The organism is Azospirillum sp. TSO35-2 (assembly GCF_003116095.1).
GTDB lineage: Bacteria > Pseudomonadota > Alphaproteobacteria > Azospirillales > Azospirillaceae > Azospirillum.
The window spans coordinates 1,015,089-1,041,678 of sequence record NZ_LGRA01000008.1 but is presented as its reverse complement, the minus strand read 5'-3'; the positions used below and the strand labels follow the sequence as shown (position 1 = coordinate 1,041,678).

The 26,590-nt window shown below is 67.2% G+C and carries 28 protein-coding genes and 2 tRNA genes; 14 read left to right on the top strand and 16 right to left on the bottom strand.

Translation table 11 applies throughout. The features are described from left to right. Positions 1–170 precede the first annotated feature (170 nt). From TSO352_RS06200 to TSO352_RS06190, 3 genes are all read left to right on the top strand, one after another. The gene (locus TSO352_RS06200) at positions 171–1,559 is read left to right on the top strand and encodes a circularly permuted type 2 ATP-grasp protein (RefSeq protein WP_247871923.1); all 1,389 of its coding nucleotides are present in this window, start codon (positions 171–173) and stop codon (positions 1,557–1,559) included. After that, positions 1,556–2,533 carry an alpha-E domain-containing protein gene (locus TSO352_RS06195; protein WP_109106429.1) on the top strand — a complete coding sequence of 326 codons (978 nt, stop codon included), beginning with the start codon at positions 1,556–1,558 and terminating at the stop codon, positions 2,531–2,533. Before TSO352_RS06200 ends, TSO352_RS06195 begins: the two co-directional genes overlap by 4 nt. Positions 2,534–2,601: 68 nt before the next feature. Then, positions 2,602–3,351 (top strand): arginyltransferase, encoded by a 750-nt coding sequence (locus TSO352_RS06190; protein ID WP_109106699.1) that lies wholly within the window; start codon positions 2,602–2,604, stop codon positions 3,349–3,351. 37 nt (positions 3,352–3,388) lie between these two features. Here the strand turns inward: TSO352_RS06190 and TSO352_RS06185 are convergent, their stop codons facing one another. Beyond that, positions 3,389–5,080 carry a methyl-accepting chemotaxis protein gene (locus TSO352_RS06185; protein ID WP_109106428.1) on the bottom strand — a complete coding sequence of 564 codons (1,692 nt, stop codon included), beginning with the start codon at positions 5,078–5,080 and terminating at the stop codon, positions 3,389–3,391. A gap of 239 nt (positions 5,081–5,319) precedes the next feature. Here TSO352_RS06185 and TSO352_RS06180 point away from each other — a divergent pair, with 239 nt between their 5' ends. Then, the gene (locus tag TSO352_RS06180) at positions 5,320–5,937 is read left to right on the top strand and encodes a TRAP transporter small permease subunit (protein WP_348770553.1); all 618 of its coding nucleotides are present in this window, start codon (positions 5,320–5,322) and stop codon (positions 5,935–5,937) included. A gap of 17 nt (positions 5,938–5,954) precedes the next feature. After that, on the top strand, positions 5,955–7,460 hold the full coding sequence (locus TSO352_RS06175; protein WP_109106426.1) for a TRAP transporter large permease subunit: 1,506 nt from the start codon (positions 5,955–5,957) through the stop codon (positions 7,458–7,460). 115 nt (positions 7,461–7,575) lie between these two features. Here the strand turns inward: TSO352_RS06175 and TSO352_RS06170 are convergent, their stop codons facing one another. From TSO352_RS06170 to metC, 4 genes are all read right to left on the bottom strand, one after another. Next, positions 7,576–8,061: a hypothetical protein gene (locus tag TSO352_RS06170; protein WP_109106425.1), complete on the bottom strand. Its 486-nt coding sequence runs from the start codon at positions 8,059–8,061 to the stop codon at positions 7,576–7,578. A gap of 137 nt (positions 8,062–8,198) precedes the next feature. Next, a complete protein-coding gene (locus TSO352_RS06165; protein ID WP_109106424.1) occupies positions 8,199–8,879 on the bottom strand; it encodes a calcium-binding protein in 681 nt (226 codons plus the stop codon). Between the two features lie 520 nt (positions 8,880–9,399). Further along, the gene (hisI, locus tag TSO352_RS06160; RefSeq protein WP_109106423.1) at positions 9,400–9,846 is read right to left on the bottom strand and encodes a phosphoribosyl-AMP cyclohydrolase; all 447 of its coding nucleotides are present in this window, start codon (positions 9,844–9,846) and stop codon (positions 9,400–9,402) included. A gap of 38 nt (positions 9,847–9,884) precedes the next feature. Next, positions 9,885–11,063, bottom strand: a complete 1,179-nt coding sequence (gene metC, locus TSO352_RS06155) for a cystathionine beta-lyase (RefSeq protein ID WP_109106422.1) — start codon at positions 11,061–11,063, stop codon at positions 9,885–9,887. 317 nt (positions 11,064–11,380) lie between these two features. On the opposite strand from metC, the gene TSO352_RS06150 reads away from it, so the two are divergent. From TSO352_RS06150 to TSO352_RS06130, 5 genes are all read left to right on the top strand, one after another. Continuing rightward, positions 11,381–12,400 (top strand): amino acid ABC transporter substrate-binding protein, encoded by a 1,020-nt coding sequence (locus TSO352_RS06150; protein ID WP_109106421.1) that lies wholly within the window; start codon positions 11,381–11,383, stop codon positions 12,398–12,400. 207 nt (positions 12,401–12,607) lie between these two features. Beyond that, positions 12,608–13,807 (top strand): amino acid ABC transporter permease, encoded by a 1,200-nt coding sequence (locus TSO352_RS06145; RefSeq protein WP_109106420.1) that lies wholly within the window; start codon positions 12,608–12,610, stop codon positions 13,805–13,807. Positions 13,808–13,812: 5 nt separating this feature from the next. Further along, on the top strand, positions 13,813–14,919 hold the full coding sequence (locus TSO352_RS06140) for an amino acid ABC transporter permease (protein WP_109106419.1): 1,107 nt from the start codon (positions 13,813–13,815) through the stop codon (positions 14,917–14,919). A gap of 25 nt (positions 14,920–14,944) precedes the next feature. Next, positions 14,945–15,733, top strand: coding sequence for an amino acid ABC transporter ATP-binding protein (locus tag TSO352_RS06135; RefSeq protein WP_109106418.1), 789 nt, complete (start codon positions 14,945–14,947; stop codon positions 15,731–15,733). A 161-nt stretch (positions 15,734–15,894) separates the two neighbouring features. Then, complete coding sequence (locus tag TSO352_RS06130) at positions 15,895–16,980, top strand: histidinol-phosphate transaminase (RefSeq protein ID WP_109106417.1); 1,086 nt, start codon at positions 15,895–15,897, stop codon at positions 16,978–16,980. A gap of 315 nt (positions 16,981–17,295) precedes the next feature. On the opposite strand, the gene TSO352_RS06125 is transcribed toward TSO352_RS06130, so the two are convergent. The 8 genes from TSO352_RS06125 to TSO352_RS06090 form a co-directional block, all read right to left on the bottom strand. Beyond that, positions 17,296–17,550: a hypothetical protein gene (locus TSO352_RS06125; RefSeq protein WP_247871922.1), complete on the bottom strand. Its 255-nt coding sequence runs from the start codon at positions 17,548–17,550 to the stop codon at positions 17,296–17,298. Positions 17,551–17,721: 171 nt separating this feature from the next. Continuing rightward, the gene (locus TSO352_RS06120) at positions 17,722–18,342 is read right to left on the bottom strand and encodes a GNAT family N-acetyltransferase (protein WP_109106415.1); all 621 of its coding nucleotides are present in this window, start codon (positions 18,340–18,342) and stop codon (positions 17,722–17,724) included. Next, complete coding sequence (locus TSO352_RS06115) at positions 18,315–18,770, bottom strand: GNAT family acetyltransferase (protein WP_109106414.1); 456 nt, start codon at positions 18,768–18,770, stop codon at positions 18,315–18,317. Before TSO352_RS06115 ends, TSO352_RS06120 begins: the two co-directional genes overlap by 28 nt. Next, positions 18,767–19,666 carry a rhodanese-like domain-containing protein gene (locus TSO352_RS06110; protein WP_109106413.1) on the bottom strand — a complete coding sequence of 300 codons (900 nt, stop codon included), beginning with the start codon at positions 19,664–19,666 and terminating at the stop codon, positions 18,767–18,769. The genes TSO352_RS06115 and TSO352_RS06110 overlap by 4 nt, the downstream gene beginning before the upstream one ends. A 33-nt stretch (positions 19,667–19,699) precedes the next feature. Then, positions 19,700–20,407, bottom strand: coding sequence for an alanyl-tRNA editing protein (locus TSO352_RS06105; protein ID WP_109106412.1), 708 nt, complete (start codon positions 20,405–20,407; stop codon positions 19,700–19,702). Positions 20,408–20,425: 18 nt separating this feature from the next. Further along, entirely contained in the window at positions 20,426–21,427 is a 1,002-nt protein-coding gene (locus TSO352_RS06100; protein ID WP_109106411.1) for a cysteine synthase A, read from the bottom strand. Between the two features lie 174 nt (positions 21,428–21,601). Continuing rightward, positions 21,602–22,213: an NUDIX domain-containing protein gene (locus TSO352_RS06095; protein WP_109106410.1), complete on the bottom strand. Its 612-nt coding sequence runs from the start codon at positions 22,211–22,213 to the stop codon at positions 21,602–21,604. Positions 22,214–22,295: 82 nt separating this feature from the next. Beyond that, positions 22,296–23,378 carry a S1C family serine protease gene (locus TSO352_RS06090; RefSeq protein ID WP_109106698.1) on the bottom strand — a complete coding sequence of 361 codons (1,083 nt, stop codon included), beginning with the start codon at positions 23,376–23,378 and terminating at the stop codon, positions 22,296–22,298. A 250-nt stretch (positions 23,379–23,628) separates the two neighbouring features. Here TSO352_RS06090 and TSO352_RS33435 point away from each other — a divergent pair, with 250 nt between their 5' ends. Together TSO352_RS33435 and TSO352_RS06085 are read left to right on the top strand one after the other, a co-directional pair. Continuing rightward, a complete protein-coding gene (locus TSO352_RS33435; RefSeq protein ID WP_199231495.1) occupies positions 23,629–23,805 on the top strand; it encodes a hypothetical protein in 177 nt (58 codons plus the stop codon). A gap of 49 nt (positions 23,806–23,854) precedes the next feature. Beyond that, a complete protein-coding gene (locus TSO352_RS06085) occupies positions 23,855–24,094 on the top strand; it encodes a hypothetical protein (protein ID WP_109106409.1) in 240 nt (79 codons plus the stop codon). A 39-nt stretch (positions 24,095–24,133) separates the two neighbouring features. On the opposite strand, the gene TSO352_RS06080 is transcribed toward TSO352_RS06085, so the two are convergent. The 3 genes from TSO352_RS06080 to TSO352_RS06070 form a co-directional block, all read right to left on the bottom strand. After that, entirely contained in the window at positions 24,134–24,379 is a 246-nt protein-coding gene (locus tag TSO352_RS06080; protein ID WP_109106408.1) for a hypothetical protein, read from the bottom strand. A 252-nt stretch (positions 24,380–24,631) separates the two neighbouring features. Further along, a tRNA-Asn gene (locus TSO352_RS06075) sits at positions 24,632–24,707 on the bottom strand. A 433-nt stretch (positions 24,708–25,140) separates the two neighbouring features. Next, positions 25,141–25,214, bottom strand: a tRNA-Cys gene (locus TSO352_RS06070). A 292-nt stretch (positions 25,215–25,506) separates the two neighbouring features. On the opposite strand from TSO352_RS06070, the gene TSO352_RS06065 reads away from it, so the two are divergent. Further along, entirely contained in the window at positions 25,507–26,163 is a 657-nt protein-coding gene (locus TSO352_RS06065; RefSeq protein ID WP_109106407.1) for a protein-L-isoaspartate O-methyltransferase, read from the top strand. Between the two features lie 100 nt (positions 26,164–26,263). Next, positions 26,264–26,590: a rhodanese-like domain-containing protein gene (locus TSO352_RS06060; protein WP_109106406.1), complete on the top strand. Its 327-nt coding sequence runs from the start codon at positions 26,264–26,266 to the stop codon at positions 26,588–26,590.

The window sequence follows — 26,590 nt, the reverse complement described above, 5'->3', positions numbered from 1 at the left end:
ATGGGTCATACTTCCTGCACAAAGCGACACGGCCGGGGCGATGCCGACCGCCGTGCGATGACCGGTCAGATCCAAGCGCGGGGGTGTTTGTGAGCGTACCCGAGGGCAAACCGTCAGACCTTTTGTCATCCTACGATCCCGGGCTGTACTTCGATGAACTGTTCGGGTCCATGGCGTTGCCGGCCGAACACACGGCGTTGATACGGCGACGACTGGGCGCGCTCAACTTCGACGAACTGCGCCGCCGCGCGCAGGATGCGGAACGGGAGCTGTACAATCTCGGCATCACCTTCATCGTCTATTCCGACAAGGACGCCGTCGACCGCATCCTGCCGTTCGACGTCATCCCGCGCGTGATCTCCGCGCCGGAATGGTCGCATCTGGAGGCGGGTGTCACGCAGCGCGTCACGGCGCTGAACCTGTTCCTGCACGACATCTATCACGATCAGAAGATCCTGAAGGATGGCGTGATCCCGCGGGACCTGGTGGAGGGCAACCACAATTTCCGCCCGCAGATGATCGGGGTGGACGTTCCCTTCAACACCTACATCCACATCATGGGCACCGATCTGGTGCGCGACCGCCACGGCACCTTCCGGGTGCTGGAGGACAACGGCCGTGTGCCGTCGGGCGTGTCCTACGTGGTGGAAAACCGCCACATGATGCAACGGGTCTTCCCCGACCTGCTGCAGGACATCGGCATCCGCCCGGTCGACAATTACGGCCACAAGCTGCTGGACGCGATGATGGAGATCGCGCCGCAGGGGGTGGACGACCCGCAGGTGGTCCTGCTGTCGCCGGGCACCTACAACTCGGCCTATTTCGAGCACATCTTCCTGGCGCGCGAGATGGGCGTGCCGCTGGTGGAAGGGCGCGACCTGGTGGTCGACAACGACCGCGTCTTCATGAAGACGACCAACGGCCTGGCCCCGGTGCACTCGATCTACCGCCGGCTGGACGATGCCTTCCTCGATCCCAAGGCGTTCAACCCGGACAGCCTGCTGGGCGTGCCCGGCATCCTGGAGGCCTACCGCAAGGGCAACGTCGCGCTGGCGAACGCCATCGGCACCGGCGTTGCCGACGACAAGGCGGTCTATTGCTACGTGCCGCGGATGATCAAGTACTACCTGGACCAGGAGCCGATCATCCCCAACGTCGACACCCGCATCTGCCGCGAGCCCGACGCCCTGCAATACACGCTGGACCACCTGGACGAACTGGTGGTCAAGCCGGTTGGCGAGGCCGGCGGCTACGGCATCACCATCGGCCCGCGCGCCAGCAAGGCCGAGCTGGAGGATTGCCGGGCCAAGCTGCTGGCCGATCCGTCCAACTACATCAGCCAGCCGGTCGTCGACCTGTCGGTCTGCCCGACCGTGTGCGACGACGCCATCGAACCGCGCCACGTCGATCTGCGCCCCTTCGCCATCACCGGCAAGAGCACCTGGGTCCTGCCCGGCGGCCTGTCGCGCGTGGCGCTGAAGAAGGGCACGCTGATCGTCAATTCGTCCCAGGGCGGCGGCTCGAAGGACACCTGGGTTCTGGAAGGTGGTGCGGCATGAACCTGCTTTCCCGTTATGCCGAGTGCATTTTCTGGATGGCCCGCTACATGGAGCGGGCCGAGAACATGGCCCGCATCCTGGATGTCCATGAAACCTTCGCGCGCGACACCCGCGGGGCCACCAACTGGTTCTCCGTCGTCCAGTTGAACGCGGACGAGAAGGATTTCTTCAGCCGCCACGACCGTCCGACGTCGGATGCGGTGATCCATTACTACATGTTCGATCCGCAGAACCGGAACTCGCTGCTGTCGATGCTGCGGATGGCGCGGGAGAACGCGCGGACGCTGCGCCCCTGGATCTCGACCGAGATGTGGACGCAGATCAACGTGTTCCACAACAAGCTGCTGGAGATGTCGGTCAAGGACGTCGCCGCGCAGAACCTGTCCAAGGTCTGCACCTGGATCAAGGAGGAGTGCCAGGCCCACACCGGCATCACCGAGGGCACCTTCTACCGCGACCAGGGCTGGTATTTCTACCAGCTGGGCAAGTACATCGAGCGGGCCGACCAGACCACGCGGCTGCTCGACATCAAGTATCACACGCTGCTGCCGTCGCCGCTCGACGTCGGTTCCACGCTCGACGTCAGCCAGTGGACGACGGTGCTGCGCAGCACCGCCGGCTACCACGCCTTCCGCCGGGTCTACCCGCGCGGCATGTCGCCGACGACGGTCGCCGGCTTCATGCTGTTCAACGAGGGGTTCCCGCGGTCGGTGGTGATGTGCGTCCGCCAGATCGACGGCGTGCTGACGCGGTTGCGCTCGCGCTATGACCTGCGCGGCGGGGCGGCGGCGATGGAGCGGGTGGACGAGTTGCTGGCCGCCCTGCTGTCCCGCCCGATCGACGCGGTGCTGCGCGACGGCCTGCACGAGTACCTCGACTGGATCCAGTTGCAACTGAGCGGCATCACGATGGAGATCGCGCAGGCCTTCTTCGGCGTTCAGCCGCCTCTGGCGGTTCAGAGCCAGTCGCAGTAAGCTCAGCGACCGTGGAGGGGTGGCGACGCCCCTCCCACTCCCTTTCCCTGCGTCGGTTGTCGGTCAGCATGTCGGTCATCCAGCCGCCGCAGCGGCCCTTGCAGCAGTTCTTCCGGTCGGGGCCGATGCCCTGCCCCTATCTGCCGGGCCGGGTGGAACGCAAACTGTTCACCCGCCTGGTCGGTCCGTACGCGACCGAGGTGAACTCCACCCTGTCGCGCGCCGGCTTCCGGCGCAGCCACGACATCATCTACCGGCCGGTCTGCCCCAACTGCCAGGCCTGCGTGCCGGTGCGGGTGCCGGTCGCCGACTTCACGCCGACGCGCTCGCAGAAGCGGGTGCTGAAGCTGAACGAAGGGGTGACGCTGAGCGAACGCCCGGCCTACGCCACGTCGGAGCAGTACCGGCTGTTCGCGCTCTACCAGAACTCCCGCCACGGCGATTCCGACATGGCCCGCATGGCGATGGGCGACTTCGCCGCCATGGTCGACGAGGGGCGGGCCGACACCAGCCTGCTGGAGGCGCGCGACGACCAGGGCCGGCTGGTCGGCTGCATGCTGACCGACCGGCTGGCCGACGGCTATTCGGCGGTCTACAGCTTCTACGACGCCGCCCAGGACCGCCGCAGCCTGGGCACCTTCATGATCCTGGGATTGATCGAGCGGGCACGGCTGGACGGCATGCCCTATGTGTATCTGGGCTATTGGATCGCCCACAGCCGCAAGATGGCCTACAAGGCCCGCTTCCACCCGCTGGAATGCCTGGGCGAGGAGGGCTGGCGCCCCACCGTCATCGAGCCGGAGCCCGACGAGGGCTGAGCGCCGCCCCGCGGGCGGGCGATGATGCCGCGCCTGCTCAGGCCACCTTGATGCGGCTGAGGAACGTCTCGACGTCCTGGCGCATCATTTCGGCCTGCTTGGACAGTTCGCCGGCGGCGTTCAGCACCTGATCGGCGGCGCTGCCGGCTTCCCCGGCGGCCTGGGTGACCTGGATGATGCTGCCGGTCACCTCCTGAGTTCCTGCGGCGGCCTGCTGGACGTTGCGGGAGATCTCGTTGGTCGCGGCCCCCTGCTCCTCGATGGCGGCGGCGATCGCGGTGGTGATGTCGTTGATGTTGCCGATGGTCCCGCCGATGCCGGTGATGGCCGTCACCACCCCCTGGGTCGTCTGCTGGATGGTGCCGATCTGCGAGGCGATCTCCTCGGTGGCCTTGGCGGTCTGGCCGGCGAGGCTCTTGACCTCCGACGCCACCACGGCGAAGCCTTTGCCGGCTTCGCCGGCGCGCGCCGCCTCGATGGTCGCGTTCAGGGCCAGCAGGTTGGTCTGGCTGGCGATGGAGGTGATCAGGCCGACGACCTCGCCGATCTTCTGCGCCGCGTCCGCCAGGCTGCGCACGGCATCGCTGGTCTGGGCCGCTTCGGTCACCGCCTTGCCGGCGATGTCGGCCGACCGCGCCACCTGGCTGCCGATCTCGCGGATCGAGCTGGCCATTTCCTCTGTCGCGGTGGCGACGGTCTGCACGTTGGCGCTGGTCTGCTCGGCCGCCGAGGCGACGACGGTCGCCTGGGTGCTGGTCTGCTGCGCCATCGCCGACATGCTGTGGGCCGTGGCGTCCAGCTCCGACGCCGCCGTGGCCACCGTGCGCAACGCGGCGCCGGACGAGGACTCGAACTCGGCCAGCAGCCGTTCGACCGTCTCGGTCCGGCGCAGCTTGACCTGCTGTTCGGCGGCCTCCGCCTTGGCGAGGCGGTCGGCCTCGATCAGCCCGTCCTTGAAGACCTGGACCGCTCGCGCCATCGCGCCGATCTCGTCCCCGCGGCCGGTGCCGGGAACGACGACCGTAAGCTCGCGGTTGGCCAAGCGGCCCATGGCATCGGTCATGGTCCCGATGGGGCGGGCGACGGTGGTGACGATGACCCAGCCGGCCAGGACGCAGATGATGGAGACGATCATCATCGCCCCGATCAGCCAGTACCAACTCGACTGGTAGACCTCGTTGCCGTGGTCAGCAGCCTTCATCCCCTCCCGCGTGTTGAAATCGATCAGCTGCTGCAGGAGGGCCTTCGCCTTGTCGTATTCGGTGCGCGAATCTCCGTTGTAGATGCGGGAGGCCGCGTCCGTTTCGTTCTTGCGCGATGCCGGGATGAGCGCGTTCTGGTGGACGGTCAGGTAATTGGTCCAGGCGGCCGTGAATTTCCGGTAGGTGTCGGTTTCCCAACCCGGCGTCAGCATGGCTTCGTACGTCTTCGCGTTTGCGTCGAAGGATCGGGTGGCTTCGGCCATTCTCCGCTCCTGCTCCTTCATCTCGTCGTCGCCGCGCGCGATGATGTGCGCGCCTTCGACGATGCGGAAGGAGTCGAAAGACGTGTAGAGGCTGGCGACCGCCGTCACCGACGGCAACCAGTTGTTTCGAATCTCGAACGCATCCTCGTTGATTGCCGCCATGCGCATCAGCACGAAAGCCCCAAGCGCTGCGACCAGCAACGTAACGCAGGCGAAGGACGCAACCGCCTTCGTCCGGACCGACGTGTTGGTGAGCCAGTTCATTGCGATGCTCCGTAGTCTGATTGGCTGTCAGGGGAACGGAATTGCATCTAAAATTCGTATTTCCGTGCGTCGGGGAAACCCGCATGTTCCGAAGCCACCGCTGACCGCGAGTGCAACCTCCGGTCATCTACGTGATTCTACGTAGCTCCAACGTAGCCCTTGCCGGTCGGAGGCGGGAAAGGAATAGTCCCGCCCGATCCTATCTTTTGGTATACCCTCTTTCCGCAGAGGGTTGCGCCTTGCTGCGCCCACTGCGGCGGCAACAAAAGCAAAAGGGGACGGCGGTGCCGCGCCCCAGCAACAGGGAGGTTGCTCCGTTGAGAGTCCTGCTCAGACTAAGCGGGTTGATCGATGCCGTGAACGACGGCATCGGCAAACTTGTCTATTGGCTTGTGCTCGTCGCCGTCGTGGTCAGCTCGGCCAACGCGGTCATCCGCTACGCGCTGAACACCAGTTCCAACGCCTGGCTGGAACTGCAATGGTATCTGTTCTCGGCGGTGTTCCTGCTCTGTGCGGGGTACACGTTCCAGCGCAACGAACACATCCGCATCGACATCATCCTCGGCCGCTTTTCCAAGAAGGTCCAGGCGGCGGTGGACGTGTTCGGCATCATCGTCTTCATGTTCCCGATGACGCTCATCATCATGGTGCTGTCCTGGCCGATGTTCATGGACAGCTTCCACACCAACGAGATGTCGAGCGACGCGGGCGGGCTGATCCGCTGGCCCGCAAAGTTCCTGATCCCGGCCGGCTTCTTCCTGCTCACCGCCCAAGGTGTGTCGGAACTGATCAAGCGCATCGCCTATCTCACCGGCCATCGCGACGAGCCGGGCGAGAAGATGCACAGCCATTCCTAAGGACCGGGAGCCCCCTGATGGTCGAGTTCGTATCCGCCAATATGGCGCCGCTGATGTTCGGCGCGTTGGTCCTGTTCCTTCTCCTGGGTTTCCCGGTCGCTTTCGCCCTCGCGGCCAACGGCTTGGTCTTCGGCCTGATCGGCATCGAACTTGGGCTGCTGACCCCGGCGCTGATGCAGGCGCTGCCCGAACGCGTGTTCGGCATCATGCGCAACGACACCTTGCTCGCCATCCCGTTCTTCACCTTCATGGGCTTGATCCTGGAGCGATCCGGCATGGCCGAGGATCTGCTCGACACCATCGGGCAGCTGTTCGGACCGATCCGCGGCGGTCTGGCCTATGCGGTGATCTTCGTCGGCGCGCTGCTGGCGGCAACGACCGGCGTGGTCGCGGCGTCGGTCATCTCGATGGGCCTGATCTCGCTGCCGATCATGCTGCGCTACGGCTATGACCGCAGCATCGCGTCGGGCGTCATCGCGGCGTCCGGCACGTTGGCGCAGATCATCCCGCCGTCGCTGGTGCTGATCGTGCTGGCTGACCAGCTCGGCCGTTCGGTTGGCGACATGTACGCCGGCGCCCTGATCCCCGGTCTGGTGCTGACCGCCCTCTACGCCGGCTTCATCCTGCTGACCAGCATAATCCGCCCGTCGGCGGTGCCGGCCCTGCCGCCGGAGGCGCGCACGCTGCGCGGCGCCAAGCTGCTGCTGCGCGTCGCCACCACGCTGGTGCCGCCGCTGGTGCTGATCTTCCTGGTGCTGGGCACCATCTTCCTCGGCATCGCCACCCCGACGGAGGGCGGCGCCATGGGGGCCGCCGGCGCGATCCTGCTGGCGCTGGCCAAGCGGCAACTCGGCTGGTCGCTGATGCGGCAGGCGATGGATTCGACCGCCAAGCTGTCGTCCTTCGTCGTGTTCATCCTGATCGGTTCGACCGTGTTCGGCCTGGTGTTCCGCGCCGTCAACGGCGACCTGTGGGTCGAACATCTGCTGATCGGCCTGCCGGGCGGCGAGCTGGGCTTCCTGATCGTCTGCAACATCCTGGTCTTCGTCCTGGCCTTCTTCCTCGACTTCTTCGAGCTGGCCTTCATCATCGTGCCGCTGTTGGGTCCGGTGGCGGACAAGCTGGGCATCGACCTGATCTGGTTCGGCGTGCTACTGGGCGTGAACATGCAGACCAGCTTTATGCACCCGCCCTTCGGTTTTGCTCTGTTCTTCCTGCGGTCGGTGGCGCCCAAGATCGATTACCTCGACAAGGTCACCGGCAAGACGATCGCCAGGATCACCACCGGTCAGATCTATTGGGGTGCGGTGCCTTTCGTGATCATCCAGATCATCATGGTCGGGCTGGTCATCGGCTTCCCGCAGCTGGTCGACGCCGGCCGCGACAAGGGACCGGTGATCGACCTGGACAAGGTGAAGATCGAAATTCCGGCGCTCGAGAACCAGGACGTCGCTCCGCCCTTCGGCGCACCGCCGGCGGACAATCCGGGCGACGATATCATGAAGCAGTTCCAGGCCAAGTGAGTGGGGCTTGGCGCCGGAACACCCGGCGCCAAGCCCGGTGCCGACAAGACGAAGGGGGCCGGTCATCCGGCCCCCTTTTTCTTTGCGGTGCGTTTCCGGTCCGGACGGTTCGTGCTCAGCGCGGTCGGGTGGCGCCGGACCAGTTGGTGGGCGCCGGGCCGTTGGCGGCGGAGGCGGGTAGGGTGGTGCCGTTGCCCAGCGACAGCATGCGGTTGTCGGCCGCAACCACCGGCAGGGCGGTGAACTGGTCCGGCGTCATCCCGACCAGGATCACCGCTTGCCGTTCCTTTGCGTAACGCAGGTTGGCGCTGTTCACCGTCACCCTGTGTTCGGTCGGGTACATGGGGGCGCCGGAGGTGACGATCGCCTGCTCCACCCGGTTGCCCGGCCCGATCACCAGATCGCTGACATTGCCCAGGATGCGGCTGCCGTCGGGCGGCTGCACGGTCAGCCCGACCAGTTCGACCGGTGGCTGCGTCGCCACTTCGGCCGCCGGCACGCCGCCGATCTCCGTGTAATGGGAGCAGGCCGCGAGCGTCAGCACGGCCCCGGCCGCCAGCAGCGGCACGAGCGGTCGGAGGGGGGAGCGGCGGTGATCCATCGGTTTCGGCCTCTCTGGCTGGCGCACGGGTGCACGGATGTCTCCGTCGGCAACAGCGTGACCGTGGCCTTGGTTTCCGCGCGCCGACGGAGTCATCCGATCGGAGGCGACGCCTCCCCCATCCGGGTGGCGGGGCCTCAGGCGAAGAGGTAGTCGTGCCCGGCGGTCAGTCCGATCTGATCCACCGTCAGTGACGAGCCGTCGGTGAAGGCGAAGGTGGTCGCCGTCCCGTTGACGGTCGTCGTCATCTCCAACGCGGAATAGCCGCTGAAGGTGATCTGATCGATGCCCTTTTCGAAGTAATGGATTTCGTCGTGGCCGAACCCGCCGGGCGCCTGCTCCATCAGGAAGCGGTCGACCTGCCCGTCGGTGTAGCTGACCATGGTGTCGTTGCCGGTCCCGGGCTGGAACAGGTCGCTGCCGTCGTCGCGGTAGGTGTCGGTCAGGATGTCGTTGCCGGCGCCACCGATCATCGTGTCATTGCCGCGCTGGCCCTTGAGAATGTCGTCGCCGGTCCCGCCGTCGAGCCAGTCGTTGCCGGCCCCGCCGAACAGCTGGTCACTGCCGGCGTCGCCCCACATCTTGTCGTCGCCGGCTTCGTTGCCGTACGGGTCGCCCAGCCAGTCGTTGCCGTCGCCGCCGTGGAATTGATCGTTTCCGAGCCCGCCGATCAGCGAGTCGTTGCCACGCTCGCCATACAGCTGATCGTTGCCGGCGCCGCCGTCCAACCGATCGTCACCGTCCAGACCGTCCATGCGGTCGTCGTAGGCGGTGCCGATCACGACGTCGTTGGTGGAAGTCCCCCAGAACTGGCGCATGGCGTCTCTCCATCAGTGCATCAACCGGATGTGTTCATCCGCGTTAACCAGATGTTAACCACGAGCCAGGGCCGCCCGGAAAGAGGAAAAGGAGCAATACAAATGGGATTTGAGGAAATGACACAGATATTCATATCTTAGTTAAATATCGGACCGTTTATATTTCTTGTTTTGAATCATCTGTGGCCATCATGGGTCACTTCTTGTGACAGGCGCACTGCGGAGCGGTAGCCGGGCACCGCATCATCGGCGGAACGGCGCACGGGAGCCATCCAAACGCCAACCCGCCCTGCGGGGAGCGCTATGCCCATCACCCGGCGACCGGCCGGACTGGATCGGCCGAAAGAAGCCCGGAGCCGCGGCGGTGTCGGCGCAAAAAATTACCGGGCGTTCCTGAGAACGCCCGGTGCAGTCATATACAGGGAGGGTTAGAGACAGCCGAATGTCTATCCTGTTCGGCCGGGCGCCGCGTTGACATGGATCAACAGTCCGTCTCGCGAACGACCGGTCCACCACGCCATCAGCCGTGGCTGTGACCGTGTCCGCCACCATGACCGCCGTACAGGATGGCGGGGTCGGTCTCCACCGCCTGGATCGTCTCCAGCCGGCCGTCGCGCCACGCCCGGTAGAAGCAGCTGCGCCGTCCGGTGTGGCAGGCGACGCCGTCCTGCTCCACGATCAGCAGCAGCGTGTCGCCATCGCAGTCGACGCGGAAGTCCTTCAGCCGCTGCACCTGGCCGGAGGTTTCGCCCTTGCGCCACAGCCCGCCGCGCGACCGCGACCAGTAGCAGACGCGGCCGGTGGTCAGCGTCTCCACCACCGCGTCGCGGTTCATCCAGGCCATCATCAGGATCTCGCCGCTGCCGTCGGCCTGGGCGATGGCCGGCACCAGCCCGTCGGCGTTGAAGCGGATGGCGGCCAGCGCCTCCTCGAAAGCGGCGTCCGGTGCCGTCGGCCGGTCGGTCATGGCAAGTCTCCCTGGGTGCCCTATGGCGTTCTCGGGTTTCACAGCGCGGCGTTCATCCGGCGGAAGCCGGCGTCGAGGTCGCGGATCAGGTCGTCGGGGTGCTCCAGCCCGGCGTGCAGGCGCAGCACCTGGCCGGGATCGGTCCAGCGGGTGGCGGACCGCACCGCGGCCGGGCGCGTCGGCAGGATCAGGCTTTCGAAGCCGCCCCAGGAATAGCCCATGCCGAACAGCTCCATCCCGTCCAGCATCGCCGCCAGCGCCTTGCGCGGCACCGGGTTGACGATGACGGAGAACAGGCCGCTCGACCCGGTGAAGTCGCGCTTCCACAGGGCGTGGCCGGGGAAGTCGGGGCGGGCGGGGTGCAGCACGCGCGTCACCTCCGGCCGGGCCGCCAGCCAGTCGGCCAGCGCCAGCGCGCTGTCCTGGTGCTGGCGCAGCCGCACCGCCATGGTGCGCAGGCCGCGCAGGCCGAGATAGAGGTCGTCCGGCCCGGCGCAGACGCCGAAGCGGACCGCGGTCTTCTTCACCACGCTCCAGGTCGCCTCGTCGCGGCAGGTGATGACGCCCAGCATCGCGTCGGCGTGGCCGACCATGTATTTGGTCGCGGCGTGGATCGACACGTCGACGCCATGGTCGAACGGGCGGAAGAACAGCGGGGTCGCCCAGGTGTTGTCCATCAGCACCGTGGCGCCGACCGTCCTGGCCGCCGCGGCGATGGCCGGCACGTCCTGGATCTCGAAGGTCAGCGAGCCCGGCGATTCGAGGAACACCACGCTGGTGTCGGGACGCAGCAGCGACGCGATGCCGGCGCCGATGCAGGGGTCGAAGAACTCGACCTCCACGCCGTAGGCGGCCAGAGTCTCCCTGGCGAATCGGCGGGTCGGGCCATAGGCGCTGTCGGTGATCAGCACATGGTCGCCGGCCTTGGTGAAGGCCGACAGCGCGATGGCGATGGCCGACAGGCCCGAGCCGGTGTTAACCGCCTTGAAGCCGCCCTCCAGTTCCGCGACCGCGGTTTCGAAGGCGGCGGTGGTCGGGGTGCCGACGCGGCCGTAATTCACGATCTCGAACGAATTCCGGTCGCTCTCCTCCAACGCGTCGAGCGTCGGGAACAGCACTGTCGAGCAATGGTAGACCGGCGGGTTCACGATGCCGTGGTTGTTCCGCGGGTCGCGGCCGGCGTGAACGAGAATCGTGTCCTGGGTGACGTCCTTCATCGACTGTCCGTTTGGCTGGAGCGGCGGTCCCCGTTTCGGCCCTGCAACGACCGAGCGGCGGCGGAGCCGAACATCTTGTCACTCCCGGCGGCGGACGGCCATCGCGGATTCCGCAAAATGACCCTTCCGCCAGCCGGTTCTTCTGGTAACACCAGCGGTGCACAGAGGATTCGACAAGGCGGATCAAGTTGATGCACTCTTGTCACACGCGCATGGCTGCCTCGCGATCCAGACGGGTCGGGTGGCTGGCGCAAAGCCAAGCGCGTCGTCAGACCGCTCCAATGCGAAGAATGCAAGAACAGGGTGGAGTTTAAATAATGAAATCCGGATTCCTGGCCGCCGCCGCGGCGGCCGTGGTCGTTACCGCCAGCTTCGCCGCCAGCGCTGCCACGCTGGACACGGTGAAGCAGCGCGGCTTCGTGCAGTGCGGTGTCAACGCCGGTCTGCCGGGCTTCGGCAACCCGGACAGCGCCGGCAACTGGACCGGACTGGACGTCGACTTCTGCCGTGCCGTGGCGGTCGCCATCTTCAATGACCCGAACAAGGTCAAGTTCACCCCGCTGTCTGCCCAGCAGCGCTTCCCCGCCATCCAGTCGGGCGAAGTCGACCTGCTGTCGCGCAACACCACCGCCACGCTGACCCGCGACACCTCGGTCGGCCTGAACTTCGCCCCGGTCACCTATTACGACGGCCAGGGCTTCATGGTTCCGAAGAAGCTCGGCGTGAAGAGCGCCAAGGAGCTGAACGGCGCCACCGTCTGCGTCCAGTCCGGCACCACGACCGAACTGAACCTTGCGGATTACTTCCGCGCCAACAACATGACCTACAATCCGGTCGTCATCGAGTCGAACGACGAGGTGAACGCGGCCTACTTCGCCGGCCGCTGCGACGTGCTGACCACCGACGTGTCCGGTCTGGCCGGCACCCGCGCCGGTGTCGCCCCGGTTCCGGACGACCACGTCATCCTGCCGGAAGTCATCTCCAAGGAGCCGCTGGCCCCGGCCGTGCGCCATGGCGACGACCAGTGGTTCGACATCGTCAAGTGGACGGTCTTCGCGACCATCCAGGCGGAAGAGTTCGGCATCACCTCCAAGAACGCCGACGAGTTCAAGAGCACCAAGAACCCCGACATCCAGCGCTTCATCGGCGTTTCGCCCGGCCTGGGCAAGGCGCTGGGCCTGGACGAGGCGTGGGCCTACAACGTCGTCAAGAAGGTCGGCAACTACGCCGAAATCTTCGACCGCAACGTCGGCCCGGGCACCCCGCTGAAGCTGGAGCGCGGCCTGAACGCGCTGTGGACCAAGGGCGGCCTGATGTACGCCCAGCCGTTCCGGTAAGCCTGTCGGTCGAAGGCCGCCCATTCCTGTTGGAGCAAGGGCGGCCTTCCGATTGAGACGAGTGGCCGCGCAGGGTGTCGACGAAGCACCCGCGCATCAGGCCGCATTGGGAGACATGTCGCATCCGCCGGTGTGGGAAATGCCCGGAAGAACGTCCGGGACCGCGTGGGCACCGCACGGAGCGCGACATTTGGGGGAGAGTAGTCCGTGGCGACCGAGACCCGGACCACCCAAGGCGCTCCGCCGCCGGGTGGCATATCGTTTTCCCTCAGCGACCCGACGTTCCGCGGCATCGTCTACCAGATCCTGGTGGTCGGCGCGGTCGTCCTGGTCGGCTGGTTCCTGATTTCCAACACGCTCGACAACCTCGCGCGGCGGTCGATCGCGACCGGCTACGATTTCCTGGGGCGTGAGGCTTCCTTCGGCATCGGCGAATCGCTGATCGACTACACGCCGAGGGACACCTACGGCCGCGCCTTCCTGGTCGGCGTGCTGAACACGTTGAAGGTGTCGGTGGTCGGCATCCTTCTGGCCACCATCATCGGCACGATCGTCGGCGTCGCCCGGCTGTCGAGCAACTGGCTGGTCGCCAAGCTGGCCTCGACCTATGTCGAGATCGTCCGCAACATCCCGCCGCTGCTCCAGCTGTTCTTCTGGTACGCGCTGGTGTCGGACGGCCTGCCGCCGGTGCGCCAGGCGTTGAACCCGATTCCGGGCGTGTTCCTGTCGCAGCGCGGCCTGCGCGTTCCGGTGCCGGCGCCCGACCCCGCCTGGACCGCGATGGGCATCGCCCTGCTGCTGGCGCTGGCGCTGACCTGGGGCCTGCGGCGCTGGGCCAAGGCGCGCCAGGCGCGCACCGGGCAGCCTTTCCCGACGGGATGGAGCACGCTGGGGCTGCTGATCGGCCTGCCGCTGCTGGCCTGGTTGCTCAGCGGGGCGCCGATGGCGCTGGACGTGCCGAAACTGGCCGGCTTCAACTTCGTCGGCGGCGCGGCGATCTCGCCGGAATTCTTCGCCATCCTGACCGGCCTGACCATCTACACCGCGGCCTTCATCGCCGAGGTGGTGCGCAGCGGCATCACGGCGGTCAACTGGGGCCAGACGGAGGCGGCGCGCGCGCTTGGCCTGCCCAGCGGGCCGACCCTGCGGATGGTGATCCTGCCGCAGGCGCTGCGGGTGATCGTGCCGCCGCTGACCAGCCAGTATCTGAACCTGATGAAGAACAGCTCGCTGGCGCTCGCCATCGGCTATCCGGATCTGGTGTCGATCGCCAACACGACGCTGAACCAGACCGGCCAGGCGATCGAAGGCGTGACGATGATCATGGGGACGTACCTGATCATCAGCCTCAGCATCTCGATCTTCATGAACTGGTACAACAAGCGCATCGCGCTGGTGGAGCGGTAACGGCCATGACCGACAACGTCCAAAGCGTCGGCCTGCCGGACGAACGTCCGCCGGCCAACACCGTCGGCCCGCTGGCGTGGCTGCGGAACAACCTGTTCAACAGCTGGTACAACGCCATCCTCACCGTGCTGGTGCTGGCCCTGCTGGCGACGGCGATCCCGTCGTTCCTCAACTGGCTGGTGTTCCGGGCCTACGGCTTCGACGCCACCTCGACCGTCTGCCGCCAGGGCGGTGGCGGCGCCTGCTGGGGCTTCATCAGCGAGAAGCTCCGCTTCATCATGTTCGGCATGTTCCCATGGGAACAGCAGTGGCGTCCGCTGCTGACCATCGCCGTGATCATCGCGCTGCTGGTGGCGAGCTGCGACCGCCGGTTCTGGAAACCCTGGCTCGGGCTGGTGTGGGCCGTCGGGCTGGCGGTGGTGGCGATCCTGATGTGGGGCGGCGTCTTCGGCCTGACCTATGTCGAGAACACGCTGTGGGGCGGCCTGCCGCTGACCATCATCCTGTCGGTGGTCGGCCTGGCCGTGGCGTTCCCGGCGGCGATCCTGCTGGCGCTCGGCCGGCGGTCGACCATGCCGGCGGTCAAGGTGCTGTGCGTCACCTACATCGAGTTGATCCGCGGCGTGCCGCTGATCAGCCTGCTGTTCATGGCGTCGGTGATGCTGCCGCTGTTCCTGCCGAACGGCGTGTCGGTGGACAAGCTGCTGCGCGCCCAGATCGCCTTCATCATGTTCGCCGCCGCCTACATGGCCGAAGCGATCCGTGGCGGCCTGCAGGCGATCCCCAAGGGGCAGTACGAGGCCGCGGACGGCCTTGGCCTGTCCTATTGGCAGAAGATGCGCAAGATCATCCTGCCGCAGGCGCTGGCCATCGCCATCCCGCCGCTGGTGAACACCTTCATCAGCTTCTTCAAGGACACTTCGCTGGTCATCATCATCGGCCTGTACGATCTGCTCGGCACCGCGAAGGCGGCGCTGTCCGACCCGTCCTGGCGTGGCTTCTACCGCGAGGCCTACCTGTTCATCGGCGTGATCTACTGGGTCTTCTGCTTCAGCATGTCGAAATACAGCCAGAAGCTGGAACGCGACCTGAACCGCGGCCATCGCCGCTAGACCTGCCGTCAAGGGAGTATCATCCATGTCCCAGGCCGTTTCTTCGGCTGCCACCCAGGCCCGGCACTTCCCCGACGGCGCGGAGATCATCCGCTGCACCGGTGTGAACAAGTGGTATGGCGAATTCCACGTCCTGAAGAACGTGAACCTCAACGTCCACAAGGGCGAGCGCATCGTCATCTGCGGCCCGTCGGGCTCCGGCAAATCGACGATGATCCGCTGCCTCAACCGGCTCGAGGAGCACCAGAAGGGCACCATCGTCATCGATGGCATCGAGCTGACCAACAACCTGAAGAACATCGAGCTGGTCCGGCGCGAGGTCGGCATGGTGTTCCAGCACTTCAACCTGTTCCCCCACCTGACGGTGCTGGAGAACTGCACCCTCGCCCCGATCTGGGTCCGCAAGAAGCCCAAGGCCGAGGCGGAAGAGATCGCGATGAATTACCTGAAGCGGGTGCGCATCGCCGAGCAGGCCCACAAATACCCCGGCCAGTTGTCGGGCGGCCAGCAGCAGCGCGTCGCCATCGCGCGGTCGCTGTGCATGAGCCCGAAGGTGATGCTGTTCGACGAGCCGACCTCCGCCCTCGATCCGGAAATGGTGAAGGAGGTGCTGGACGTCATGATCGGGCTGGCCGAGGACGGCATGACCATGCTGTGCGTGACGCACGAGATGGGCTTTGCCAAGTCGGTGGCCGACCGTGTCATCTTCATGGACCGCGGCGAGATCGTCGAGCAGGACACGCCCGACGCCTTCTTCTCGAATCCGAAGTCGGACCGCACGCGCCTCTTCCTCAGCCAAATTCTAAACCACTGACCGATGTGGGGGACCGGCGGTTCTGACCGGTCCGCCATTCGGAAACAAAAGACCTCGCCTACCGGTGCGCGGCGCAATGTCCTGTGGCGTCGCGCGCCGGTTTGCGCTTCAATCGGTCCCGTGACGTGCTGTCGACCGCATCGCCCACGGAGACCGAGGTTATGGACCTGCTCAGCCCCCGTCCCAGCGTTTGCCAGATCAAGCCGTACCGGCCCGCCCGCCCGCCGCGCGACGGCCGCCGCTGGATCGACCTCTCGCTCACCCACAACCCGCTCGGCCCCAGCCCGCTGGCGCTCGACGCCTATTGCGAGGCGGCCGGCCGGATCCATCATTACCCCGACTGGGACCAGGATCCGCTGCGCCACGCCATCGCCCGGCGCCATTCCATCGACGTCGACCACATCGTCTGCACCGCCGGGTCGGAGGAACTGATCCATCTGGTCGCCCAGGCCTTCGCCGGGCCGGGCGACGAGGTGCTGTGCCACGAGCGCGGCTATCGCGGCTTCCTGAAGGCGATCCGCGCCAGCGGCGCCACCGCCGTCGTCGCGGCGGAGCGCGACATGGTGGTCGATGTGGAGGCGCTGCTCGACCGCGCCAGCGAGCACACCCGGATCTGCTTCCTCGCCAACCCGAACAACCCGACCGGCACCTACATCCCGACCGAGGCCGTGCAGCGCCTGCGCGCCGGCCTGCCGTCCCACACGCTGCTGGTGCTCGATTCCGCCTACGCCGATTATTGCCGCCAGCCCGACTACAGCGACGGGACGGAGATCGTCGAAAATTCCGACAACGTGCTGATGATCCGCACCTTTTCCAAGATGCACGGGCTGGCCGGCCTGCGCGTCGGCTGGGGTTATGGCCCGACGGCGGTGATCGAGGCGGTGAACGCCATCCGCGGTGCCTTCAACGTCTCGCTGCCGGCCCAACTGACCGCCGCCGCCGCGCTGAGCGACGCCCGGCACGAGGAGGCGACCTACGCCCACAACGCGCAATGGCTGCCCTGGCTGTCGCGCGAGTTGGAACGGGTGGGGCTGCGCGTCTATCCCAGCGTCTGCAACTTCGTGCTGGCGCGGGTGCCGACCGACCCGTCGCTGGGCATCCAGGCGGTGGTCGACCATCTGGCCCACCGCGGCATCCTGGTGAAACCGGTCGCCGACTATGGCCTGACCGACTGCCTGCGCATCACCGTCGGCCGCGAGGAGGAGAACAAGGCACTGGTCGCCGCGATGGCCGAGATCCTCGGCTGACCAGCGGGGCGGGGATCCCATGCGAGAAATTGCCAGGGATTTTCGCCGGATTTGATACAGATCAACGAACGACCTATGAGCTTTGGCATAAGGTCCTTCTTGTCTCTAAACCTCCCTGTATCACTCAAGCCGGCGCGCTCCCATGGATCGCTCCGGCTTTTTTCTTTTGGGAAAAAGGCGGCGACGATGCGCAGGGTTGACCTGAATCAACGCGGGGGCGGCCGGATTGGCCTAAACCAGTCGTTGTCTCTAACCCTCCCTGATCACCAGGAGGCGCCGGTTCCGGTGCCTCCTGTTTTTTTTGCCCAAAAACCGTCAGGACAGCCGGTCGGGCGGCGTGCGGGAGCGGTTCCAGCGCAGAACCAGTCCGATCAGCGACAGCGGCACCACCACCACCGCACCGATCAGGATGTAGGGCAGGGCCCAGCGGCCGGCGTCGATCAGCAGCGTCGCGATGTCCTGCAGCGTCTGCCAGCTGTTGGTCAGAATGGCCGCCGGATCGATGCGCAGGAACGACAGCACGAGGCCGACGACGAAGCACAGAAACAGCGTTCGGATGATCCAGCCCAAGGCATACCCTCGTGTCATACCCTCGTGGTCCTCACGGCGATACGGCGCCCCGGCCGCGGTCCTTGCAGGAACGCGCCGGCCCGCGGACGGTTCCGGCGCGTCCGCGGTAGATGGGAAGCGGTGGCGGAGGGCGTCAAGGGGCAGGGTGGAGCCAAGCCCCGTCGCCGGCGCTCACTCCACGATCGGGATGTGCGTTCCGGCGCTGCGCGGCAGCGGGCCGCCGATGCGCGGGTCGCGGATCTCGCGGACGACATGGCGCGTCGGGACGAAGCCCATGCTCTGGTACAGCGGCAGCGCCTTCGGGTGATCGAAGCTGCAGGTGTTGACCACCAGCTTCCGCGCCCCGCCGTCCCAGGCCCGCCGGATCGCGCTGTCCAACAGCCAGGGACCGAGCTTGTGCCCGATGAAGTCCGGGATCAGCCCGAAATAGGCGAGGTCGGTTTCCCTGGTCCGCCGGTCCAGTTCGAAGAAACCGGCCGGGGTGCCGTCGACCTGCAGCACCCACACCTCGACCAGCGGGTCGAGGATGCTGCGCTCCAGCTCCTTGCGCGGCAGGCGGCGGCGTTCGTGCCACAGCCACGGCTCGCCCACCGTGTCGTAGAGGTAGCGGTAGAAGGACCAGGTCGGCGGGTTGGCCCGCACCAGCGCCAGATCGCCCTTCGGCCGGGTGAGCGGCGCGTGGGCGGGCGGGGCGGTCATCTCCAGATAGGTGACGATCACCGACAGGTGCCCGGGCTTGCTGGCCGCGGGCAGGGCGGGGCGGGTCAAGGAGAAGGAGGGGTCTTCAGCCATTTCTGCATCATCGTGACGGGCGAGGTGGCATAGCCCAGCCGTTCATAGAAGGCCAGCACCCGTTGGTTGGTATCGCGCACCAGAAGCTGGACCTTGGGCATGCCGGCGGCGGTCAGCCACGCTTCGGCCTCCGCCACCATGCGGCGCCCCAGACCCTGGCCCTGCCGCGCCGGATCGACGGCGACGTAATACATCCAGCCGCGGTGGCCCTCTTGCCCGACCATCACGCTGGCGACGATGCGGCCGTCGGCGACGGCGGCCAGCACCGTTGCGTTCGGCTTCGACAGCGCCAGCGCGAAGTCGGCGGCCGGGTCGTTCCACGGCACCACCAGACCGCAGGCGGCCCACAGCGCGACCACCGCGTCGCCGTCCGCCGCGGTGCAGGGGCGGACCGCAACCGGCTCACCAACGCCGGATTCGCCGCTCATCCTTGCCGCGGCCCGGTTTCCAGTGGCAGATCCGGACGCAGGCCCCATTCGGCCCAGGAGCCGTCATAGATCGCCACGTCGGTCTTGCCGGCGGTCGCCAGTCCGAGCGCGAGGACGCAGGCGGTGATGCCGCTGCCGCAGGACGCGACGACCGGCCGGTCGAGGTCCAGCCCGGCGGCCCGCGCCCTGGCGGTGATGACGTCCGGCGATAGCAGGGTCTTGGCCTCGGGATCGATCAGGTCGCTGTGCGGCAGGTTGAAGCTGCCGGGGATGCGGCCGCTGCGGCGTCCGGGCCAGGGTTCCGCCACCGCGCCCTCGAAGCGCGGCTGGGCGCGGGCGTCGGTCACCTGGTCGGCCTTGCCATCGATGTTGGCGAGCACCTGATCGGCGCTGCGGATCAGCTCCGGCCGCTTGCGGGCGGTGAAGCGCGCCGGTTCGGCCGGCGGCACCGCGCCCGACTCGGTCGGCCGCCCTTCGGCGACCCATTTCGGCAGTCCACCGTCCAGCACCGCCACCCGGTCGAAGCCGAACAGCCGGAACAGCCACCACACCCGCGCCGCGGCGGTGGCCAGCCCGGCGCTGTCATAGACCACCACCGTGTCACCGTCGCCGACGCCCAGCGCGCCGATCTTCGCGGCGAAGGTCGCCTCGTCGGGCGCCATGTGCGGCAACGGGTGGGTGTCCGGCGCCGCCACGTCGTCGACGTCGCACAGGCGGGCGCCGGGAATGTGGTTTGCCGCGAACTCCGCGCGGATGTCGCGCTTGAGGGCCGGCATGTGCCAGGAGCCGTCGAGAATCCTCAGGCCCGGCCGGCCGAGATTGCGGGCCAGCCATTCGGTGGAAACCACCGGGCCGGGCAGGCCCTCAAGGGTGGCGCTGGCGGTGCTGTCGGTCATGGTGCGCGTCCTTCCGCTTTTATTCGGGCCGGTTCAGTCCTTCAGCGCGATGACGACGCGCCGGTTCTGCTTGCCCTTGTTTTCGATCTTCGTCACCTCGATTCCGCCGATCTCGCCGGTGCGGGCGACATGGGTGCCGCCGCAGGGCTGCAGATCGACGCCTTCGACGTTCAGCAGGCGGACGCGGCCCGATCCGGTCGGCGGCTTCACCGACATGGTGCGCACCAGCTCCGGCGTCGCCGCCATCTCGTCGTCGGTGATCCAGCGGGTGCCGACCGGGGTGTCGGCGGTGATCAGCGCGTTGACCGCGGCGGCGATGGCGTCCTTGTCCAGGCTTTCGGCCGGCACGTTGAAGTCCAGCCGGCTCTTGTCCGCCCCGATCTGGCCGCCGGTGACCGATCCCGGCACCACCGCGCACAGCAGATGCAGTGCCGTGTGCATGCGCATGTGGCGGTGGCGGCGCTCCCAGTCGATGACCGCCTCCACCGCGGTGCCGGGGGCGGGCAACTCCTGCCCGTCCGCCGGCACATGGACGACGTCGTCGGGGCCGCCGTCGCCCTTCACCGTGTCGGTGATGCGGACCTCAAGCCCGTCGAAGCGCAGCACGCCGCTGTCGCCCGGCTGACCGCCGCCGGTCGGGTAGAAGATGGTGCGGTCGAGCCGGATGCCGCGCTCGTCCACCGCGGTGACGGTGGCGACGCAACTGCGGGCGTAGGAATCCTCGCGGAAAAGCGCGTCCATGAACCCCCTCGGGAAGAATCAGGCCAGCCAGTCTGGCACCGGGAGATTCTTCTCACGGAGGAAGTCGGGATTGAAGAGCTTCGATTGGTAACGCTGCCCCCCGTCGCACAGGATGGTCACGACGGTGTGGCCGGGGCCGAGGTCGCGCGCCACCCGCATCGCCGCGGCGATGTTGATGCCCGACGACCCGCCCAGCACCAGCCCCTGCGTCTTGATCAGGTCGAAGATGATCGGCAGCGCCTCGTCATCCGGGATCTGCAGCGCGTCGTCGATCGGCGCCTGCTCCAGGTTGGCGGTGATGCGGCCCTGGCCGATGCCCTCGGTGATCGAGCTGCCTTCCGATTTCAGCTCACCCCTGGTGTAGTAGCTGAACAGCGCGGCGCCCATCGGGTCGGCCAGCGTGATGCGGACCTTCGGGTTGCGCTCCTTCAGCGCCATGGCGACGCCGGCCAGCGTGCCGCCGCTGCCCACCGCGCAGGTGAAGGCGTCGACGCGCCCGCCGGTCTGCTCCCAGATCTCCGGCCCGGTGGTCAGGCGGTGGCCTTCGCGGTTGGCGGTGTTGTCGAACTGGTTGGCCCAGACCACGCCGTTCGGCTCGGTCTTCGCCAACTCCTCGGCCAGCCGGCCGGAATAGCGGACGTAGTTGTCGGGGTTGGAGTAGGGGACCGCCGGGACCAGCCGCAGATCGGCGCCGATCAGCCGCAGCATGTCCTTCTTTTCCTGGCTCTGCGTCTCCGGCATGACGATGACGGTGCGGTAGCCCAGCGCGTTGCCGACCAGCGCCAGCCCGATGCCGGTGTTGCCGGCGGTGCCCTCGACGATGGTGCCGCCGGGGCGAAGCTGGCCGCGCTGTTCCGCGTCGCGCACGATCGCCAGCGCCGCGCGGTCCTTCACCGACCCGCCGGGGTTCAGGAACTCCGCCTTGCCCAGGATGTCGCAGCCCGTCGCCCTCGAGGGGCCTTCCAGGCGGATCAGCGGCGTGTTGCCGATGGCGCCGATGAAGCCGTTGCGGATGTCCAAGACGGGTACTCCTGACGTCTGATGTGGATTGTTGTGGATACTATCAGGGTTGCCGGAACCGGTTTCAAGGTGGCGGTGTGAAATGCTGCATTGAACGAGGAACTAGTGTTATTTTTGTGGAGCGGCCGGCGCTGCCCTCTCCCGCTGGAGGGGAGGGGCGCCGTATCTGAACGCTCATCCCTCGCCCAGCCAGCGTTTCCGCAGCGTGTCGCGATGGCGCGCCAGCCAGCCGACGGCGATGATCGCGACCGAATTCCGCAACCGGTTCTCGTCCATCATGCGGATCACCTCGTCGGTCGGCAGGACCAGGATGCGAATATCCTCATGCTCCTCCTCCAGGCCGCCGGTGGCGGCGAGGCCACGGCTGTCGACGCGGCCGCAGAAGACGGTGACCACCTCGGTGAAGGCGCCGGGGCTGACGTAATAGTCGCAGATCTCCTCGATCTCCTGGACGGTGCAGCCGGCCTCCTCCATCGATTCGCGGCGGGCGACCTGTTCCGGAGTCTCGCCCTCGCCGACCATGCCGGCGACGATTTCGGTCATCCAGGCCGGGCCGCCGGCCGCGGCGGAGCCGACGCGGAACTGCTCGATCATCACCACCGCCTCGCGGTCGGGGTCGTACAGCAGCACGCCGACGGCCGGTCCGCGATCGCACACCTCGCGCGGCGGCAGCACGTCGGTCCAGGTGCCGTCGAACTTCTTGTGGCGCAGGCGGTAGACGTCGACCGTCAGGAACCCCTTGTAGGCGGTCTTCTTGTCGAGAATCTCGATGTCCGGATGGTTCATGGTCCGCTTGTCCCGCGATGTCTGTCGCCAGCAGGGTGCAACGGCGGTCCGCGCATCACAAGCACCACCGGCCGCCATCCGTTCAGAGAGTCGGGTTGAGCCGCAGGAAACGCACGCGGTCGGCCGACGGCACCGGCACCGGGGTCAGCGTGGCGCCGCGCATGACCTCCAGCGGCACCACGGTCCCGGCCGGCCCCAGTCCCCAGAGCTTGCGGTAGAAGTCGGCCAGACCGGAAAAGCGCTGCCCGCCCACCCCGACGATCCAGTCGCCGGCCTTGATGCCGGCCGACTCGGCGGGACCGCGCGGCGACACCTTCTCCACCAGCAGCCGCCCCATCTCCTCGCGCAGGGTCACGCCCAGCCAGGGGCGCGGCGGGTCCTGCCGCCGGCCATAGGCCAGCAGGTCGGCCAGGATCGGCTCCAGCGCCGAAACAGGCACGAACATGTTGCCGGGCAGGCCACGTCCCTGCACCGCCTCCATCACCAGCAGCGATCCGACGCCGACCAGACGGCCGTCGCGGTTGACCAGCGCCGCCCCGTTGAAGGCGCGGACCGGCGGGAAGGTGAACAGCGCCTCGTCCAGCAGATACTCCCAATAGCCGGCGAACTCGCGCTTGCCGACGACGTGCACCGCGGTCGCGCCGCGGTTCTCGCCGCCGCTCAGCACCAGCAGCGTGTCGCCCTCCGCCACCGCGTTCGAGTCGCCCAGCCGCAGCCATGGCGCCGCGAAGCCCAGCCCGGCGCGCAGCAGCCCGAACCCGCTGACCGGGTCGTAGGCGATCATCGTCGCCGGCCAGCTCTTGCCGTCGGCGGCGGTGACCTCGATCTGCGAGGCCTCCATCACCGTGTAGCCGATGGTCAGGATCAGGCCGGAGCCGTCGATCACCACGCCGCTGCCGTTGCGCTCGGTGCCCAGCGTGGCCGCGCTCTGGCTGTCGGGCGGCACCACGGCGCGGATGCCGACGACGGCGCGGACCACCCGCTCGGGATCGAGCCCGCCCGGGGCAGCGGGGGCGGCGTTGCTCGGCGGTTCAGCCTTCGACGGTCCGGGCTCGGGTTCCGCCGCCGGTGCCCGCGCGCCGGAGAGCGCCAGCATCAGCGCCGCCAGAAGAATCAGGATGCCGGCGGCACCCCGCAGCCCGACCGGTGTTGAGACGACCCGCATGACGCCGCCCTCCCGCACGAGGCAGGTTCGAAGGGAACCCGGGTTGGGCGCAGCCCCGGCCGCCGCGACTCGGGTGACACCCTGATGACATTGGCTCGAGTCGCGGCGCATCAAGCCGTCATCGTTGCGGCATGGCCCCGTCGCGTCGCCCGTCGTGCCGGGTTGCGCCGCCCGAATTGCGGAAACATACCGGTGCCGGCTGCTGTTGTCCTTGGCGACACACCGCGACATCAGCAGGAAAGGCGATGCGATGCCCATCACCAGCGAACGCGAGCTGGAACGTGCCGTCCAGGAGTTCCAACGTTTGGCCGACGCGCCGGAGGAGTCGGCGGACGGACGCCGCCGCAGGGATCTGGACGCGGACATCAAGGCGTATTACGCCACGTGCGCCGACACGCTGAGACCCGCCAAACCGCCCGCCACCTGACGCGGCCCGGCGCTCGCGCGATCGGGAACCGAAGGGAGACCGGTCCGCCATGAAGCGACTCGACACCTGCTACACCTGCCGCTTCTGGGAGGGGCAGGGGCTCCGCCAGCGCGGGCCGAAGGGCACCTGCCGGCGCTATCCGCCGGTGGTGACCCCGCGCAGTCCGGAGGGCGACTTTCCCATCACCCTGTCCACCGACTGGTGCGGCGAGTGGAAACGGGTCGCCAGCCAGCCCAGCCCGGGCACGGGTGATCCGGCCGACAGCATCTACGACGATCTGGTCGAATGACCGCCATCTATGACCGCCATGTGATGACCGCCGGACCCGTCAGCGCGGGTGGGGCGGAATGACCAGCATCGGCGTGTTCTCGTAGGCGGGCGGACGGGCGTCCGACACCAGATCCTGCCAGTTGGCGCTGAGCACCAGCAGGGCGAGCATGGCCGCGGCCAGGAACAGCAGGACGGCCGACACGCAGTCGCTGGCCCGCATTGGCCGGTGGCTGGTGTTCGGGCCGCCCGAGCCGTCGATCAGCGGGGCCGGGCGGAACGGGTTGGAGTGAAGCGGTAGAAGCACGGCGGTCCTCCATCGGCTGGAGACGCCCGGCCGACAATACGGCCCGGAATTGTTATCAAGTCTACGCCTGTGCCGCGGTGCTGAGGACTTCGCTTCCGGCAAGTCAGGATCGTCTTTTGGGCCTAGTGGCCAACTTTTGGATCTAAGCCGGTGGCTGTAAACCGAATGCGGATGCCGTTAAGTCACAGTCAAGCGGCAAGACAAGCCATAAACGAAAAAGCCGGATGCGCTGGGCATCCGGCTTTTTCAATCTGGCTCCCGGTGCTGGACTCGAACCAGCGACAAGCGGATTAACAGTCCGCTGCTCTACCAACTGAGCTAACCGGGATCGGTGACCGACCTTTCGGCGGCCGCCGTTGTTGGCGTGGGCGGCTGTATAGCCGAACCGATCGACCCTGCCAAGCCCATTCCGACAGAAATCCGCACTTCTTTTTTCGAACCGGGCGAAGGGGTGGGGCTGGACGGGGTCGCCCGCGGAATCGGCACGGGAAACCCGTGCCGGCTTGCGGGAATGCCGCAGCCGAGTTCGTTCAAAGCGCAGCTTCTGGTGGTGCATGTTCGGCACGGGGCCGAGGCTGCAACCTCGACCCGCCTACCCCCGACATTGCCCCTTCCGCCCAGACGGTCAAGGCTACAATGAGGCCCGGGACCGAACCCCGATGGGCGCGGGAAGCCACTGATTGGGAGGGGCGCCCGAGCCGGGCAAACAAAAAGCCCCGCCGGAGCGGGGCTGGTCGTATGGTCGGACTGATTCGTTAGGATGGAGGCACGGGCGGGAATCGAACCCACGTACACGGATTTGCAGTCCGCTGCATCACCACTCTGCCACCGCGCCATCCTATCGGCACCGGCGCGTCCGTTGCCGGTGCGCCGTCGTGTGGAGCGCTGGTATAACGACACCGAACCGGGTGGTCAAGGCGAATGGTGACGCTTTTTTGTCCAAGGGGATCGGCGACGGTCGGGGCCCCCGCGGGGACCCGCGGTCCGTCGGCGGGAAGGCCGCGGCTGCGCTGCCTTGTGACGTTGTGTTCGCCGGGGCTTTGCGGCTATATACCGCCATGGCAGGAAGCCGTTCGCTGTTCGGCTTGGTGCCGGTGTCGTCACAACACATCAAATAAGCGACCGCCATGACCGATTTCGCCGCCGCACGCTATTTCATGGTCGAGGGACAGATCCGTCCGAACAAGGTGACGGACCATCGTCTCGTCGATGTCCTGTCGGAGCTTCCGCGGGAAGCCTTCGTGCCGGAGTCGGCGCGCGGCGTCGCCTATGTCGACGACGATCTCCCCATCGGCAAGGGCCGCTTCCTGCTGGAGCCGATGGTCTTCGCCCGCATGCTCCAGGCCGTGTCGGTGCAGGACACCGACCGCGTGCTCGACGTCGGCGCCGCCGGCGGCTACTCCACCGCGGTGCTGGCCCGTCTGGCCGCCTCGGTGGTCGGGCTGGACTGCGACGCCGACCTGACGGCCGCCGCCGGCACCGCGCTGGCCGGGCAGGGCATCGCCAACGCCAAGCTCGTCACCGGTCCGCTGGCGGAGGGGTACGCCCAAGGCGCCCCTTACGATGTCATCGTGATCGAAGGTACCGTTCCGGAGGTCCCGGCCGCGTTGACCGGGCAGCTCGCGGAAGAAGGCCGTCTGGTCGCCGTCGTCCAGGACCACCGCGGCGTCGGCGAGGTGCGCCTGTTCCAGCGCTCCGGCGGAGTCGTGTCGAGCCGAATCCTGTTCGAGGCCCAGCCGCACGCGCTGCCGGGCTTCGAAAAGAAGGCGTCGTTCGTGTTCTAAGCATTTTTCGGTCTCTTGTGCTTTGAACTGAACCGTGCAGTTCACATTCGCGCGGTTCTGCGTTACCGTCGTCGCCGCACTTGCACGAAAGTGAACACCCATGGCCGCACCGTTTGAGATCGAGGTCGACGAACTGGACCGCCGCCGCAAGGCCGGCGACGACACGCTCGTCCTCGATGTGCGCGAGCCGTGGGAGTTCGCGCTGTGCGCCATCGACGGCAGCCTCCACGTCCCGATGAGCGGGATTCCCGCCCGGGTGGACGAACTGCCGAAGGACCGCGACATCGTCGTCGTGTGCCATCACGGTGGCCGCAGCGCGCAGGTCACCATGTGGCTGCGCTCGAAGGGTTTCGACCGCGCCATCAACCTGGATGGCGGCGTGGATGCCTGGGCGCGCCTGATCGACCCGAACATGAAGGTCTACTGA